The organism is Sphingobacterium sp. GQ94 (assembly GCF_059758715.1).
Map to the genome: position 1 here is coordinate 118374 of NZ_JCAXEC010000008.1, position 13386 is coordinate 131759.

A 13386-nucleotide genomic window follows, 5' to 3' on the forward strand; every position below is an offset into this window, starting at 1 on the left:
GATTCGAAAGAGAAACTAAATTCAATTTAAGTTGTTTGTATTATATTTGTGAAAATAATTAATTTTTTTGAAATATGATTCAGCGCATACAATCCCTTTGGTTATTTCTTTCAAGTCTTACCTTGTTTGCTTTATTCCTATTCCCTTATGTAGGTTTTATTGACTTGGTTGGTTTAGGAAAAAACATTTATGTTAATGGTATTTATTCCTCGGTTAACAATGTAGCCACAAAGGAATCAAGCTTTCTTCTGATGACTATAGCCACTGTATTGCTGGGTCTGTTTCCATTTTTCATTCTGTTTAAATTCAAGAATAGAAAATTACAATTGATGTTGATTTTCATACAGGTAATTCTAATCTGTTTGTTTGCTATTTGGATGTTTATACAGGCTACCAACATCTTGAGCTTAATCAATCAGCATATTGGTGCGGATAATATTGGGGTTGGTTTTTTCTTGCTTCCAATTTCAATTTTATTCCTAGCCTTTGCTATTCGTGGAATAAGAAATGATGAAAAATTAATTAAATCAGCAAACAGATTAAGGTAAAATGAAACAAAATATTTTGATTCTGTTGGTGTTTTCGGCTATTCTGTTATTTCCAAAATTTAGCAGTGGACAAACCGATACAGATTCTACTTTAAACATTGTAGATGATATTCAATTTGATCTGAAATCAGTCAGTGACTCAAACGATACGCTGACCATCAGGCTTTTTGTAATCTCTTATGATAAGCATCCTCGCGAGTTCAGGCTCAATGTGTTTGGTAGCGTACTGCAAGACAGTTTAAATAATTCTCATATGTTCACCTCGATTCAGATGGGGAGAGTGATTATTGAACTACAGAGTAAGCAAAATTATTTGAATTACCTTTTGTATCAGGATAAACCAGTTGCTATCACATTAAAAATAAATCCTTTGAATGGTCAGAAAATTCGACCCAAAGGTGTGAAATTGGTGTTCTCTTCTCTGAAAGAAGAGGGGCAGTTCCTGGAGGCCAAACTTGACCTGGAAACTCAAAACCAGGAATTAGACGATTGATTAAATAAAAAACGGTTTATCCAAGTCTGGATAAACCGCTACATACTTGTGTATTTTATTACCTGGAGTATCGGAATTGTTGTTTGTCCATCATACCCATTTGAGTTTTCATCATTTTGATCTGCTCTTCAAGAAGTTTATTTTTATCAGCTTTCTTCGCTTCAGCTAAGTATTTTTCTGCTTCTCTTTTGTTTCGTTTTGCCATGGCTATTCCGGCTAGGCTTAGCTTTGCTAAAGCAACGTTATGGTCCATATGAAGCCCCATGCTCAATGCTTTTTTAAAGAATTTCTCAGATTGAAGGGGAGCACGTTGCGATTCGATCAATCCCAACAACATGTGGTAATATCCATGCTGTGCGGAAACTAATTCAGTTTCGTAATTTTTTATTTTCTTCAACCATTGTTCAGCTTTGTCCATACGTTCCTTACGTAAGAACCATTGAGCAATAAGCATCTTTTCATTGAAAAATACGGTGACCCAGGCTAAAATGGTGATCAGTATGGCCAAGATTCCCCATCCCCAGAAACCGAACCAAAATAAGGCTACGGTCCCCAATACCAATACACTACAAATTATTATACGGACTAAATTTGACATAATTATTCTTAATACTGTAAGTTTGCAAATATCCGTTAAATTGGTGTGTTATACAACTTGATTTGGGTAAAATAGTGTAAAATTTTAATCAAAAAGTTATGATTAATCAAATTGATCCTTCTTGGAATGTTATACTTGCTCCTCTTTTTGAAGATCAACGAATGAAAAATCTTTCGAAATTCTTGGATCAAGAACGTACTCTATACCAAGTTTATCCAAGAAACGATGAAGTTTTCAATGCGTTTAAGCTTACTCCTTTGAATCAGCTAAAAGTGGTTATTCTTGGACAAGATCCATACCATGATCAGGGACAAGCCCATGGTCTCGCTTTCTCAGTTCCAAAGGGGATTGTCACACCTCCTAGTTTGCGAAATATTTTTAAAGAGTTGCAAAATGATATCCCGGGATTCCGCATACCTAACCATGGTGATTTAACCAGTTGGGCTCAACAAGGGGTTTTACTGTTAAACGCCAGCTTGACCGTGAGAGCACACCAGGCTGGTTCTCATCAAAGAAAGGGATGGGAAGAATTTACAGATGCAGTTATTCAGGGTATATCTGAGAATTGCGAACACATAGTTTTTCTTTTATGGGGTAATTATGCCATTAAAAAAACTAAACTAATTGATGCTCATAAACACTTGTTATTAACCTCCGCTCATCCGTCTCCACTCTCAGTTTACCGAGGCTTTTTTGGATGTTCACATTTTTCCAAAACAAATTTGTATTTGGATTCTTTTAACAAACAAACAATAAATTGGTCGATCTAGGTTAAGCGTATCTTTCCATTAGATTTTTGTGTATATACCCTTCTTTGGAGAGATTTTGAATATGTTTAATGTGAATTTTTTGACCAAATTGGATAATATGAGTAGCAAGCTGATGACTGTCGTATGTTATCTCCCAAGGTTGATTAAAATCAATTTCGAATACAGGCTCCCCTAGGACAATATATTCTAAGACACCTTTACTGGTATATCTGCTAATTTCGATTTGTGCATCTTTACTTGGATTCAAAAAATACCATGCTCCGGCACAAACTCCTCCTAGGTACTTGGCCTCTCGTGGTATATTGATTGGCTTTGAGTCATATTTAACAGCACCAATAATGCTGTCATCTGGTAATAAGTTAGCTTTTGAGCTTACGGTATTGTATCCAATTTGTTTCAACAGAAACAAGAATGATTTCCAGCGGCTCATGTAAAATGTTTTTATTCCCTGTTCTGGGGAATAACTTGAAACCATGCGGTTATTATTTGCATTAATCACATTGCTGATGGGACTAGCTTTAATGGTTTCTGGAAGATTAATTCCATGCCAAAAGTGATATTTTTTGGATGACTTCATCAACATTCTAGTTATAAAACGAGAACAATTGTTATTCCCTTTCGCTACAGCTCCATAAGGATAGGTTCCTTGGATAACACATTGATCTCCGTAGTCTTTTGCCAATTTGAAGTCGATGTTTTCGGCTATACTGAAGAATAATCTACCAGAGCCATACATTGCAGATTTTAGTTCTTCAAAGTTTTCAATAATTTGTTGGAGGTTTTGTATCTTGTTTTCTTTAATTTCCGCCTTCATGTCAATTCGCAATAAGGGATCAGAATCTTTTGATCTAGCTCTGCCATATCCTCTAGGTGTGATGTAGCGTCCAAAATCATAAAAAAGCATTTCACCGTTCTGATGGTTGATTATTACAATACCTGTATGCCCTATTTTGAAGTTAAGGTTTTTTACAATCCCTATTTTCTTGAAAAACATCATCCATTTTTCATCTCCACGTATTGTAGCCTCAGGCCAAGTTAAAATAATAGCAGAGTCGTTATGCGACATAAATTATTTAGTATTCTAATGGTACAATTGGTTCTTTTTTGCTTGTAGACATAATCATCATTGTTTGGAAAGTCTTGACAAAAGGAATTTTTGCAATTTTCTCCATTATAACAGCCTCGTAAGCTTTAATATCTTTAACGTATACTTTCAACATAAAATCGCAGTTACCAGTTACATGGTGACATTCGGTGACCTCAGGAATAGCACGGACGGCCTCTACGAATTCCGGAATGGCATTGTGGGTGTGAAAATCGAGCGAAATCTGAATAAATGACTTGATTCCTAAGCCTAATTTTTCCTCATCTACAAATGCATGGTAACTTTTTATAAATCCTGAATTTTCTAATTTTCTAACGCGTTCTAAGGTTGGCGCAGGAGAAAGACCAATATTTGTTGCTAATTGTAGGTTTGTTATCCGACCATTTTCTTGCAGGAGTTTTAAAATTTTTAAATCTGTTTTATCTGGTTGATACGACATAGGTTTTCAATAAAATTAAAGAATCATAAATATACGAAATTTTATTTGGCAAAATGCAATAAGATTTCACACTTAATTGTTGAACTAAATTATAATAAAAACTTATACCATCTGTAGTAATATATTGTTTTTGCTTATACATATCATGTTATTGTCATTTTATATTTGGTCTAAATAGCCTAAATTGGGTCGAAAATGACTTTTGTGGGTTTTTATTATCAATAGTAGCCTGCAAACCTAGTTTAATTGGCCGTTTTATGCATTTTATGTCGTAACTTTGCAATTCAATTTCATTAGGTAGATTACCTAGTTAATAAGAGGAAGATATGAGCACCAAAGACGACGATTTATTAAAAGAGTTAGAGCTCGAAGAATATAAGTACGGTTTTACAACGGATATCGAAATGGAAATTGCGCCTAAAGGGCTCAATGAAGACACCGTTCGATTAATATCCAAGAAAAAGAACGAGCCTGAATGGCTATTGGAATGGAGGCTAAAAGCATTCCGTCATTTCCAGAACATGAAAATGCCTAGTTGGCAAAATTTCAAGAATCCAGAAGTCGATTTTCAGGATCTTTCTTACTATGCTGCCCCGAAGCCTAAAAAACAATTGGGAAGTATGGATGAGGTCGACCCTGAGTTATTACTGACTTTTGAGAAATTGGGCATTCCACTTGATGAACAGAAGATTCTAGCGGGTGTTGTTGCTGTTGATGCAGTATTTGATTCTGTGTCGGTGAAAACGACATTTCGTGAAAAATTGAAAGAAAAGGGAGTGATTTTTTGTTCTTTTGGTGAAGCAGTACAGGAACATCCTGAGCTGGTTAAACAATATTTAGGGACAGTAGTGCCTCAAACCGACAATATATATGCGGCATTGAATTCAGCTGTTTTTTCGGATGGATCATTTGTTTACATACCTAAAGGCGTACATTGTCCGATGGAACTGTCAACTTATTTCCGGATAAATGCACAAAACACAGGTCAGTTTGAACGTACGCTGATTATAGCTGAGGAAGATTCTTATGTTTCTTATCTAGAAGGATGTACTGCCCCATCAAGGGATGAAAATCAATTACATGCGGCCGTGGTTGAACTTGTGGCGATGAGAAATGCTGAGATTAAATACTCAACGGTTCAAAACTGGTATCCTGGAGATAAAGAGGGTAAAGGTGGTATTTATAATTTTGTAACCAAACGCGGTATTTGTAAGGGTGATTATTCAAAAATTTCCTGGACTCAAGTTGAAACAGGTTCTGCAATTACCTGGAAATATCCTGGTGTTATTTTAAAGGGCGATCATTCAGTTGGAGAGTTTTATTCTGTGGCAATGACTCGTCATATGCAAGTGGCAGATACCGGTACAAAAATGATTCATCTAGGAAAAAATACCCGTTCAAAGATTATTTCTAAAGGTATCTCCGCAGGAAAGAGTCACAATAGTTATAGAGGATTAGTGAAGATCGGCCCGAACGCAGATAATGCGAGGAACTTTACGCAATGTGATAGTTTGTTAATTGGAGATCGTTGTGGAGCCCACACTTTTCCATATATAGAAAATAAAAACAAAACAGCCAAATTAGAACATGAGGCAACTACCTCAAAAATTGGTGAAGATCAAATCTTTTATTTGAACCAGCGAGGTATCAATTCGGAAAAAGCTGTAGGATTAATCGTTAACGGATATGCCAAGGAAGTGTTGAATCAATTGCCAATGGAATTTGCTGTAGAAGCACAGAAATTATTGGCGATTTCATTAGAAGGTTCAGTTGGTTAGTAATTAAAGAAGTAACAAAAATTATGTTAAGCATTAAGAATTTACATGCGTCTATTGAAGACAAACAGATATTAAAAGGGTTAAATTTAGAAGTGAAAGCTGGAGAAATTCATGCAATCATGGGGCCAAATGGTGCCGGTAAAAGTACATTGGGAAATGTGTTGGCTGGACGTGATAGCTATGCCGTTACAGAAGGGGAAGTTTCAATGGACGGTGTTGATCTATTAGACCTTTCTCCAGAGGACCGCGCCCGTGAAGGGCTGTTCTTAGCCTTCCAATACCCTGTCGAAATTCCTGGAGTTTCTAATATAAACTTTTTGAGGACAGCTGTAAACGACATTCGCGAGTATAAAGGCCTTCCTGCAATGGAGGCTAAAGAATTTTTGCAGATGGTTAAGGACAAGCAAAAATTGGTTGAATTTTCAGCTAACCTAGCGAATCGGTCATTAAATGAAGGTTTTTCTGGTGGTGAAAAAAAGCGAAATGAAATTTTTCAACTTGCCATGTTGAATCCTAAACTTTCTATATTAGATGAGACGGATTCGGGTCTTGATATTGATGCATTGCGTATCGTAGCCAATGGTGTTAACCAATTGCGTTCAAAAGACAATGCGTTCGTCGTAATTACCCATTATCAACGTTTATTAGATTATATTGTACCTGATTTTGTTCACGTATTGTATAATGGACGGATCGTTAAATCAGGTCCAAAAGAACTAGCATTAGAATTAGAAGAAAAAGGTTACGACTGGTTAAAAGAATTAGATACGCAAAATGCCTAATTGGTTAAACAAATAATTAAGGTATGAGCGGATTGATAACAAATAACATGAGTACATTGGTAGCAAACTCCTTATTCCAACAATTGACCTCGGCTTTTGAGGAATTGGAATCAAGTAATGAAACGGCTTCAGTAAGGTCTTTAAGACAAGAGGCTTTCGAGCGTTTCCAAAAGTTGGGTTTTCCAACGCTTAAGAATGAGGACTGGAAATATACAAATATCCAAAATTTAGTAAACAAGACATATCTGTTGAATCAGGATATTGATGTTGCAAACTTAGACTTGAGTGCGGCAGATATCCCTTCGCTGGATGCGCACCGCATTGTTCTGATTAACGGACAATATGTTTTAGCATTTTCTTCTTTGGAGGACGAGATTGGGCTTACTGTTAAACCTATTGAAGAGGCGCAGGACGAACCAAACTTTCAAAAACATTTTGCTAAACATGCAGATAAAACCGAGAGTAGTCTTGTTGCTTTGAATACAGCTCTTCACACCTCTGGTATTTATTTGGAGGTGGCAAAGAACAAGATTCTTTCGAAACCTATTCAAATAGTTCATATTGCAACAGGAACAGAGGACTTCTTTGCCCAAACAAGGAATCTGTATGTTATGGCACCTAATTCTCAAGCTGAAATTATTGAAAGTTTTATTACTTTGGGAGATCATGTTTCTAATTTGAATAATAAGGTGGCAGAAATTGTTCTCGAGGAAAATTCAAAATTGCAACATTATTACTTGCAGCTTGCCTCAGAAAACAGTCATTATATTAGCCATACAGAAGTGTACCAAACTAAGGATAGCTTATACAATAATTACAATTGTAATTTCCCGGGGGTTGCATTTGTCCGTAATGATATTAATGTACGTTTGGACGCTGAAAATGTTGAATCGCATCTATATGGAGTGAATTTGCTTTCTGCTAACCAATTTGTAGACAATCATACAGTCGTAGATCACATGAAAGCGCATTGTGAATCTTACGAATGGTATAAAAATATACCTCAAGAGGAATCCGCAGCAGTGTTCAATGGGAAGATCTTCGTTCGTGAGGATGCTCAGAAAACAAATGCATTTCAACAAAATAACAATATGTTGATTGGTGATAAGTCAACAGTATTTACTAAACCCCAACTTGAAATTTTTGCAGATGATGTAAAATGTTCACACGGTTGTACAATGGGACAATTTGATGAGGAGGCGCTATTCTATCTTCGTGCAAGAGGTATAGGTGAAGAAAGCGCTCGGATTCTATTGGTGCATGCATTTGCTTTTGATGTTACTTCTCGATTTAATAATCAGATCGTACGAAATTTTGTTGAAGATTTAGTGGCAAAGGGACTAGAACGAAAATAGTAGTGTAGTTTAAATATAAAAGCGTTTAAGTGACCACTTAAACGCTTTTTGTGTTTAAGGCAGGCTTTGTTTCGATTATTATTTTACTTTTACCCTTGAGATAATTTAATTTTGTAATGTTCTAACTTGCGAAACTTTCATTTTTTGCGGGTTAGATCTTAATTTAAGCTCGAAATAGTTCTTAGAAGAGGATTATTGATGGATATCTTTTAATTTCATGGAAAACAAAAACTGGTTTAGAACCTATATTTTTATATGGGTGGGACAATTTATCTCGTTAATGAGTAGTTCTGCCGTAAACTTTGCTATCATAATTTGGTTAAGTTTAGAATTTAAATCCGCAGAAGTCCTTGCTTTGGCAGCTATTTCCGGATTACTACCGCAAGCATTGATCGGCCCTTTTGCGGGTGTTTATATTGATCGATGGGATCGAAAGAAAATTATGATTTTTGCGGACGCTTTTATCGCTTTGTGTACACTTTTGATGACCTACGTCCTTAGGGATGGGGACGTGCATCTTAATCTGATGTATTTGTTGATGGCTTGTAGATCAGTTGGTTCTGCATTTCATCAACCGGCAATGCAAGCTATTGCTCCTTTAATTGTTCCTCAGGATAAATTATTAAGGGTTTCTGGGACCAATCAAATTATTCAATCTGTTAGTAGTATTGCCGGACCAGCATTGGGAACCTTAGCAATAGCCAGTTTGCCGATACACCGTGTTTTGTATTTGGATGTAATAGGTGCGGCTTTTGCTATTATTAGTCTATTATTTATTCATATTCCTCACTTAAAAAGCGAAGTTGCTGGATCCATTAGACAAGTCTGGAATGACCTTAGACTAGGTTTGGGTGGTATTTACAAGAATAAAGGAATATTCTGGATGTTTTGTTATTCCGTGGTGGCAACAGTGGCAATTATGCCTGTCGCCATAATGTTCCCTCTGTTAACCATAGATCATTTTGGTGGTGCCGAATTTGAGATGAGTATAATTGAGATTATCTGGGGAGTAGGAATGCTCGTTGGTGGATCAATTTTGAGCATTTTTAAATTAGGCCTTCGCAAAATAGTTCTGATTAATTTAATGCATATTTTACTAGGAACTACCTTTATGATCTCAGGAATACTCCCTCCATCGTGGTTTATCCTTTTTGTCATTTTAACGGGTATTGGTGGGATGGCAATGTCTATTTATTCTGCTGCCTTTATGACTATTATTCAAGAAGAGATTGCTCCCGAATTGCTGGGGAGAGTTTTCTCTCTCTATTTTAGTTTTGCAATTATTCCTAGTTTAATTGGGTTGTTGTTTGCCGGAGCAATTGCGGATCAAATCGGAGTAGCTGTGGCCTTTATTATGGCCGGTTTATTGGTAGTATTGGTTGGAATTATCTCGTTTCTAACTCCCGAGTTGATGAATTTGGGCAACCTCAAACCAAAGGCTCCGTCAAATAAAAGTTGATCTAATCCATTTCTTTAGCGGTGGATTCTAAAATGAATTAAGCTTTCAGGATATGAAAGCTTAAGAGCGAAAGACGAGATTCGAACTCGCGACCCCAACCTTGGCAAGGTTGTGCTCTACCAACTGAGCTACTTTCGCTTGACGTGTTACAAAAATACAATTATATGTGCTTTTTGTCAATATTTTTTGGATATAATTGAAATTAATTGTCTAATTCCTGTGAAATTAAATTTTTATGGCATCAACACAATTCATTCCATCAATTGCCGCCGAGACAATCCCTCCTGCGTAACCAGCCCCTTCAGCGCATGGATATAATCCTGAAATTTGTGGGTGTTGAAAACTATCTTTATCGCGAGGTATACGAATTGGGGAAGAGGTCCTGGACTCTACTCCCACTAATATGGCCTCATTGGTATAATAGCCCTTCATTTTCTGGCCAAACAAAGGTAAGGCTCCTTTCAACGCTTGGTACACAAATTTTGGAAGAACCTCTCTTAAATCTGTTGACCTGGTGCCGGGTTTGTAGGAATTTAAAGGTAAGTCTGTTGAAACCTTATTTTGGACAAAATCGACCATTCTTTGTGCCGGTGCGATTAAATTTCCTCCACCCAATTTGAAAGCTTGCTGTTCTATGGAACGTTGAAAATCAAGTAAGGCAAATGGATTGATTTGCGCATCTGGGACATCTTGCATATTTATTTGAATTACAGTCCCGGAGTTTGCATGCGGATTATTCCGTTTTGATGGTGACCAACCATTGACTACTATTTCGCCGAAATCCGTAGCACAAGGTGCAATTATACCTCCAGGGCACATACAAAATGAAAATACGCCCCGATTGTCTATTTGTTCTATCAGACTGTAATAGGCAGGAGGGAGATTTTCTGGACGATCTGAACAATGGTATTGAATCTGGTCTATGACGGATTGAGGGTGCTCAATGCGTACACCTAAAGCGAAAGGTTTAGCCTCTAGGTGCCATCCCTTGAGCCGAAAGAGTTCGAAAATATCTCTGGCTGAATGCCCTGTGGCTAAAACAACATGTTTTGCCTTTATAGTCAGCCCATTTTCCGTTTTTACTCCTTCTATTTTGCCGAATTGTTCTAAGATGTCAACAACTTTTGTCTCAAAATGAACTTGACCACCACAGGACAGAATGCGTTCTCGGATACTCTGGATAATGTGTGGTAGCTTATTTGTACCGATATGTGGTCTCGCATCAACTAGGATGTCTTCAGTTGCACCATGTTCAACAAATATGGACAAGACGTGTTGCACATCACCTCTTTTATTGGATCGAGTGTATAATTTCCCATCGGAATAGGTTCCGGCACCTCCTTCGCCATAACAATAATTTGATTCTGGGTTAATTAGGCCTTCTCGGTTTATTTTTGCTAAATCTCTTCTACGCTCTTGTACGTTTTTTCCACGTTCTAAAATGATTGGTTTTAACCCACGCTCCAAGCATTTGTAGGCCGCAAACAATCCGGCAGGCCCAGCACCTATAATAATGACAGGTTCTGCATCAGAAATGTCTTTTATTTTTGAATAAAAGGAAGGTTTTTGGATGGGCTCATCAATAAAATAAACAATTCGAAGACGGAAAAGAACTTGTTTCCCGCGGGCATCAATAGAACGCTTACGGACGTGAAAACCTGTAATACGATTTAATGGGATACGTAGTTTTTTGGATCCTTCGTTTAAAATATGCTCGTCATCCTGAATATTTTCAGGGCTTAGCGCGATTTCTATCTCTTTTTGCATAATTACGTTAAGTCTTTAAAAAAACATCCGATTTACCCCCTAGTGTAAAAGCTACTGGAGTTAGGCACAAAGGTAACAAATTAACCATGTGAAGGTATTATTAGAGGAATATTATGAACCATGATTCGAACATGGATGTTTTTGTTGATAAGAAATACGGCTCAAATTTAGCCCAATTCCCGCTAATAGCTAAAACTGAGTGTTCGGGAGAGGTCTGACAAAATTACAGTAAGCGCAAATTTGGTATCTCTTTTGAAATAGCTGTTTTGTGAAAACAATTTCTTAATTTTAAAAATTATAAGATTAAAAAGGTACATATGAAAAGATTATTAATCGTATTTGTAGGTTTAGTAACTGCGCTTTCTTTCAGTTCTTGTGGGTATAACACAATGGTGTCTCAAGACGAGAACGTGAAAGGGAAATGGGCTCAAGTTGAAAATGCTTATCAGCGAAGAGCTGATTTGGTTCCTAATTTAGTAAACACGGTAAAAGGTGCTGCTCAACATGAACAAGGAACTTTAACGGCAGTAACGGAGGCAAGAGCTAAGGCAACATCAGTCACTGTAGATCCTTCCAATCTTAGCGATGAGGCAATTGCAAACTATGAGCAAACTCAAAATGCCCTTTCCCAATCTATTGGGCGTTTATTGGTTAGCGTTGAGGCTTACCCAGATCTAAAAGCAAATGCCAACTTCCAAGAATTACAAGCGCAATTAGAAGGTACTGAAAACCGTATATCTGTCGAACGAAGAGCATTTAATGAGGCCGTTCAAGAATACAATACAACTGTACGTAGTTTTCCCAATAACATCATGGCAGGTATTTTTGGATTTAAACAAAAAGGTACATTTAAAGCAACTGAAGGTTCCGATAAAGCTCCAACAGTCCAATTTTAATTGTGTTTAATATAAGTTAACCAATAAAAGATGAATGTTGTAGGTGTTCCAACAATGTTCATCTTTTCTTTTTTTAGAAAATGGAAATATTCAATCAAGAAGAACAGGAGAAGGTTGTCCAGGCGATTAGCCTTGCTGAAAATCAAACCTCGGGTGAAATAAGATTAGTTGTTGAACGCCATTTGCATAAGGGATATGATGTGTATAATCAGGCTAAGTTCTATTTTGAAAAGCTTAAAATGCATAAAACGAATCTACGAAATGGTGTGTTGATATACCTGGCCGTGGACGATCATCAGTTTGCCATTATAGGTGATTCAGGCATTAATGAAAAGGTGACTGAAAATTTTTGGGAAACAACCAAGGAAGAGATGTTGGGGTATTTTAAAGAGGGTGATTTTGTGCATGGTTTAATAGCAGGTATCGAAAACGCAGGAAGTCAACTCTCCAATTTTTTTCCGCGAAAAGAAGATGATGTAAATGAACTTCCTAACGATATTTATTTTGGCAAATAATAATTATATGCAAAGAACTTTGGAATTGTTAAACACTTCAAAAAAGATATTTTTCTTTTTGTTTGTAGGATTATTTTTTCAAGTATTGGCCATCGCTCAGGAGTTCCCTGAAACTCCTAATAAATTGGTGAATGATTTTACTCAAACGCTTAATATCAGTCAACAACAAGCCTTGGAGCAGAAATTGCTAGCTTTTGAGGATTCTACTAGCATTCAGATCGCTGTTGTTGTCATGAACTCAACAGGAGAATATGATATAGCAGATTATGGTGATAGATTGGCTCAAAAATGGGCGATAGGAAATAAAAAATATAATAACGGTATTCTTTTGTTAGTTGCTCTGGGTGATCGTGCCGTTACCATCCGTACGGGGTATGGTATTGAAGGATCAGTCCCCGATGCTATTGCTTACCGTATTATAGAGAACGAAATAAAACCATTTTTTAAACAAGGTGATTATTATTCTGGAATTAATAATGGCATTGATGCATTAGTTTCTTTCACTAAAGGAGAGTATAAAGCAGATAAAAAAGGTGGTAATTCGAAAGACGGAGGGGGTATCCCCATCATCTTTATTGTTATCATTGTGATTGTCATCATTTCAGTCATATCCAAAAGTGGCGGAGGTGGAAAGAATGGAGGAGGCCGAGTGATGGGAGGTAGAGGATCCTCAGATTTATTTTGGTGGACGCTCTTGAATTCCTTAGGACGAGGTGGTGACGGTGATGGCGGCTTTGGTGGTGGATTTGGCGGCGGAAGCGGTGGTGGCTTCGGTGGCGGTGGCTTCGGTGGCTTCGGCGGCGGTGGATTTGGTGGCGGTGGTGCAAGTGGAAGATGGTAATTGGAATGGTTTGTGGTATATTAATTATAAAAAAAATGAG

Annotated in this window: 14 protein-coding genes and 1 tRNA gene; 10 read left to right on the forward strand and 5 right to left on the reverse strand. The window is 37.1% G+C overall.

The window, feature by feature from the left end; all coding sequences use genetic code 11:
* The first annotated feature begins 74 nt into the window (after positions 1-74).
* Together AC6CHH_RS09380 and AC6CHH_RS09385 are read left to right on the forward strand one after the other, a co-directional pair.
* Positions 75-548, forward strand: coding sequence for a DUF4293 domain-containing protein (locus tag AC6CHH_RS09380; protein WP_498282126.1), 474 nt, complete (start codon positions 75-77; stop codon positions 546-548).
* A 1-nt stretch (position 549) separates the two neighbouring features.
* Positions 550-1041, forward strand: a complete 492-nt coding sequence (locus tag AC6CHH_RS09385; RefSeq protein ID WP_498282128.1) for a hypothetical protein — start codon at positions 550-552, stop codon at positions 1039-1041.
* A 58-nt stretch (positions 1042-1099) separates the two neighbouring features.
* Here the strand turns inward: AC6CHH_RS09385 and AC6CHH_RS09390 are convergent, their stop codons facing one another.
* Positions 1100-1639 (reverse strand): tetratricopeptide repeat protein, encoded by a 540-nt coding sequence (locus tag AC6CHH_RS09390; protein ID WP_498282130.1) that lies wholly within the window; start codon positions 1637-1639, stop codon positions 1100-1102.
* Positions 1640-1737: 98 nt separating this feature from the next.
* Between AC6CHH_RS09390 and ung the strand changes: the two genes are divergently transcribed.
* The gene (gene ung / locus AC6CHH_RS09395; RefSeq protein WP_498282132.1) at positions 1738-2409 is read left to right on the forward strand and encodes a uracil-DNA glycosylase; all 672 of its coding nucleotides are present in this window, start codon (positions 1738-1740) and stop codon (positions 2407-2409) included.
* Position 2410: 1 nt separating this feature from the next.
* On the opposite strand, the gene AC6CHH_RS09400 is transcribed toward ung, so the two are convergent.
* Together AC6CHH_RS09400 and AC6CHH_RS09405 are read right to left on the reverse strand one after the other, a co-directional pair.
* Positions 2411-3475 (reverse strand): DUF6695 family protein, encoded by a 1065-nt coding sequence (locus tag AC6CHH_RS09400; RefSeq protein WP_498282134.1) that lies wholly within the window; start codon positions 3473-3475, stop codon positions 2411-2413.
* A 7-nt stretch (positions 3476-3482) separates the two neighbouring features.
* Complete coding sequence (locus tag AC6CHH_RS09405; protein ID WP_498282136.1) at positions 3483-3953, reverse strand: Lrp/AsnC family transcriptional regulator; 471 nt, start codon at positions 3951-3953, stop codon at positions 3483-3485.
* Positions 3954-4279: 326 nt separating this feature from the next.
* On the opposite strand from AC6CHH_RS09405, the gene sufB reads away from it, so the two are divergent.
* The 4 genes from sufB to AC6CHH_RS09425 all read left to right on the forward strand — a co-directional run bounded on the left by sufB (position 4280) and on the right by AC6CHH_RS09425 (position 9327).
* Entirely contained in the window at positions 4280-5731 is a 1452-nt protein-coding gene (sufB, locus tag AC6CHH_RS09410; RefSeq protein WP_498282138.1) for a Fe-S cluster assembly protein SufB, read from the forward strand.
* A gap of 23 nt (positions 5732-5754) precedes the next feature.
* Positions 5755-6513, forward strand: a complete 759-nt coding sequence (gene sufC / locus AC6CHH_RS09415; RefSeq protein WP_498282140.1) for a Fe-S cluster assembly ATPase SufC — start codon at positions 5755-5757, stop codon at positions 6511-6513.
* 47 nt (positions 6514-6560) lie between these two features.
* A complete protein-coding gene (gene sufD, locus AC6CHH_RS09420; RefSeq protein WP_498282142.1) occupies positions 6561-7868 on the forward strand; it encodes a Fe-S cluster assembly protein SufD in 1308 nt (435 codons plus the stop codon).
* 217 nt (positions 7869-8085) lie between these two features.
* A complete protein-coding gene (locus AC6CHH_RS09425) occupies positions 8086-9327 on the forward strand; it encodes an MFS transporter (RefSeq protein WP_498282144.1) in 1242 nt (413 codons plus the stop codon).
* Between the two features lie 65 nt (positions 9328-9392).
* Here AC6CHH_RS09425 and AC6CHH_RS09430 read toward each other — a convergent pair.
* Positions 9393-9465, reverse strand: a tRNA-Gly gene (locus tag AC6CHH_RS09430).
* An 87-nt stretch (positions 9466-9552) separates the two neighbouring features.
* Positions 9553-11094 carry an NAD(P)/FAD-dependent oxidoreductase gene (locus AC6CHH_RS09435; RefSeq protein ID WP_498282146.1) on the reverse strand — a complete coding sequence of 514 codons (1542 nt, stop codon included), beginning with the start codon at positions 11092-11094 and terminating at the stop codon, positions 9553-9555.
* 317 nt (positions 11095-11411) lie between these two features.
* Here AC6CHH_RS09435 and AC6CHH_RS09440 point away from each other — a divergent pair, with 317 nt between their 5' ends.
* The 3 genes from AC6CHH_RS09440 to AC6CHH_RS09450 all read left to right on the forward strand — a co-directional run bounded on the left by AC6CHH_RS09440 (position 11412) and on the right by AC6CHH_RS09450 (position 13346).
* Complete coding sequence (locus AC6CHH_RS09440) at positions 11412-11990, forward strand: LemA family protein (RefSeq protein ID WP_498282148.1); 579 nt, start codon at positions 11412-11414, stop codon at positions 11988-11990.
* 80 nt (positions 11991-12070) lie between these two features.
* Complete coding sequence (locus tag AC6CHH_RS09445) at positions 12071-12505, forward strand: TPM domain-containing protein (RefSeq protein ID WP_498282150.1); 435 nt, start codon at positions 12071-12073, stop codon at positions 12503-12505.
* A 7-nt stretch (positions 12506-12512) separates the two neighbouring features.
* The gene (locus AC6CHH_RS09450) at positions 12513-13346 is read left to right on the forward strand and encodes a TPM domain-containing protein (protein ID WP_498282152.1); all 834 of its coding nucleotides are present in this window, start codon (positions 12513-12515) and stop codon (positions 13344-13346) included.
* Positions 13347-13386 lie beyond the last annotated feature (40 nt).

Coding starts and splice junctions, on each gene's coding strand:
- AC6CHH_RS09380 (WP_498282126.1), top strand. CDS start 75: ATGATTCAGCGCATACAATCCCTTTGGTTATTTCTTTCAAGTCTTACC.
- AC6CHH_RS09385 (WP_498282128.1), top strand. CDS start 550: ATGAAACAAAATATTTTGATTCTGTTGGTGTTTTCGGCTATTCTGTTA.
- AC6CHH_RS09390 (WP_498282130.1), bottom strand. CDS start 1,639: ATGTCAAATTTAGTCCGTATAATAATTTGTAGTGTATTGGTATTGGGG.
- ung (WP_498282132.1), top strand. CDS start 1,738: ATGATTAATCAAATTGATCCTTCTTGGAATGTTATACTTGCTCCTCTT.
- AC6CHH_RS09400 (WP_498282134.1), bottom strand. CDS start 3,475: ATGTCGCATAACGACTCTGCTATTATTTTAACTTGGCCTGAGGCTACA.
- AC6CHH_RS09405 (WP_498282136.1), bottom strand. CDS start 3,953: ATGTCGTATCAACCAGATAAAACAGATTTAAAAATTTTAAAACTCCTG.
- sufB (WP_498282138.1), top strand. CDS start 4,280: ATGAGCACCAAAGACGACGATTTATTAAAAGAGTTAGAGCTCGAAGAA.
- sufC (WP_498282140.1), top strand. CDS start 5,755: ATGTTAAGCATTAAGAATTTACATGCGTCTATTGAAGACAAACAGATA.
- sufD (WP_498282142.1), top strand. CDS start 6,561: ATGAGTACATTGGTAGCAAACTCCTTATTCCAACAATTGACCTCGGCT.
- AC6CHH_RS09425 (WP_498282144.1), top strand. CDS start 8,086: ATGGAAAACAAAAACTGGTTTAGAACCTATATTTTTATATGGGTGGGA.
- AC6CHH_RS09435 (WP_498282146.1), bottom strand. CDS start 11,094: ATGCAAAAAGAGATAGAAATCGCGCTAAGCCCTGAAAATATTCAGGAT.
- AC6CHH_RS09440 (WP_498282148.1), top strand. CDS start 11,412: ATGAAAAGATTATTAATCGTATTTGTAGGTTTAGTAACTGCGCTTTCT.
- AC6CHH_RS09445 (WP_498282150.1), top strand. CDS start 12,071: ATGGAAATATTCAATCAAGAAGAACAGGAGAAGGTTGTCCAGGCGATT.
- AC6CHH_RS09450 (WP_498282152.1), top strand. CDS start 12,513: ATGCAAAGAACTTTGGAATTGTTAAACACTTCAAAAAAGATATTTTTC.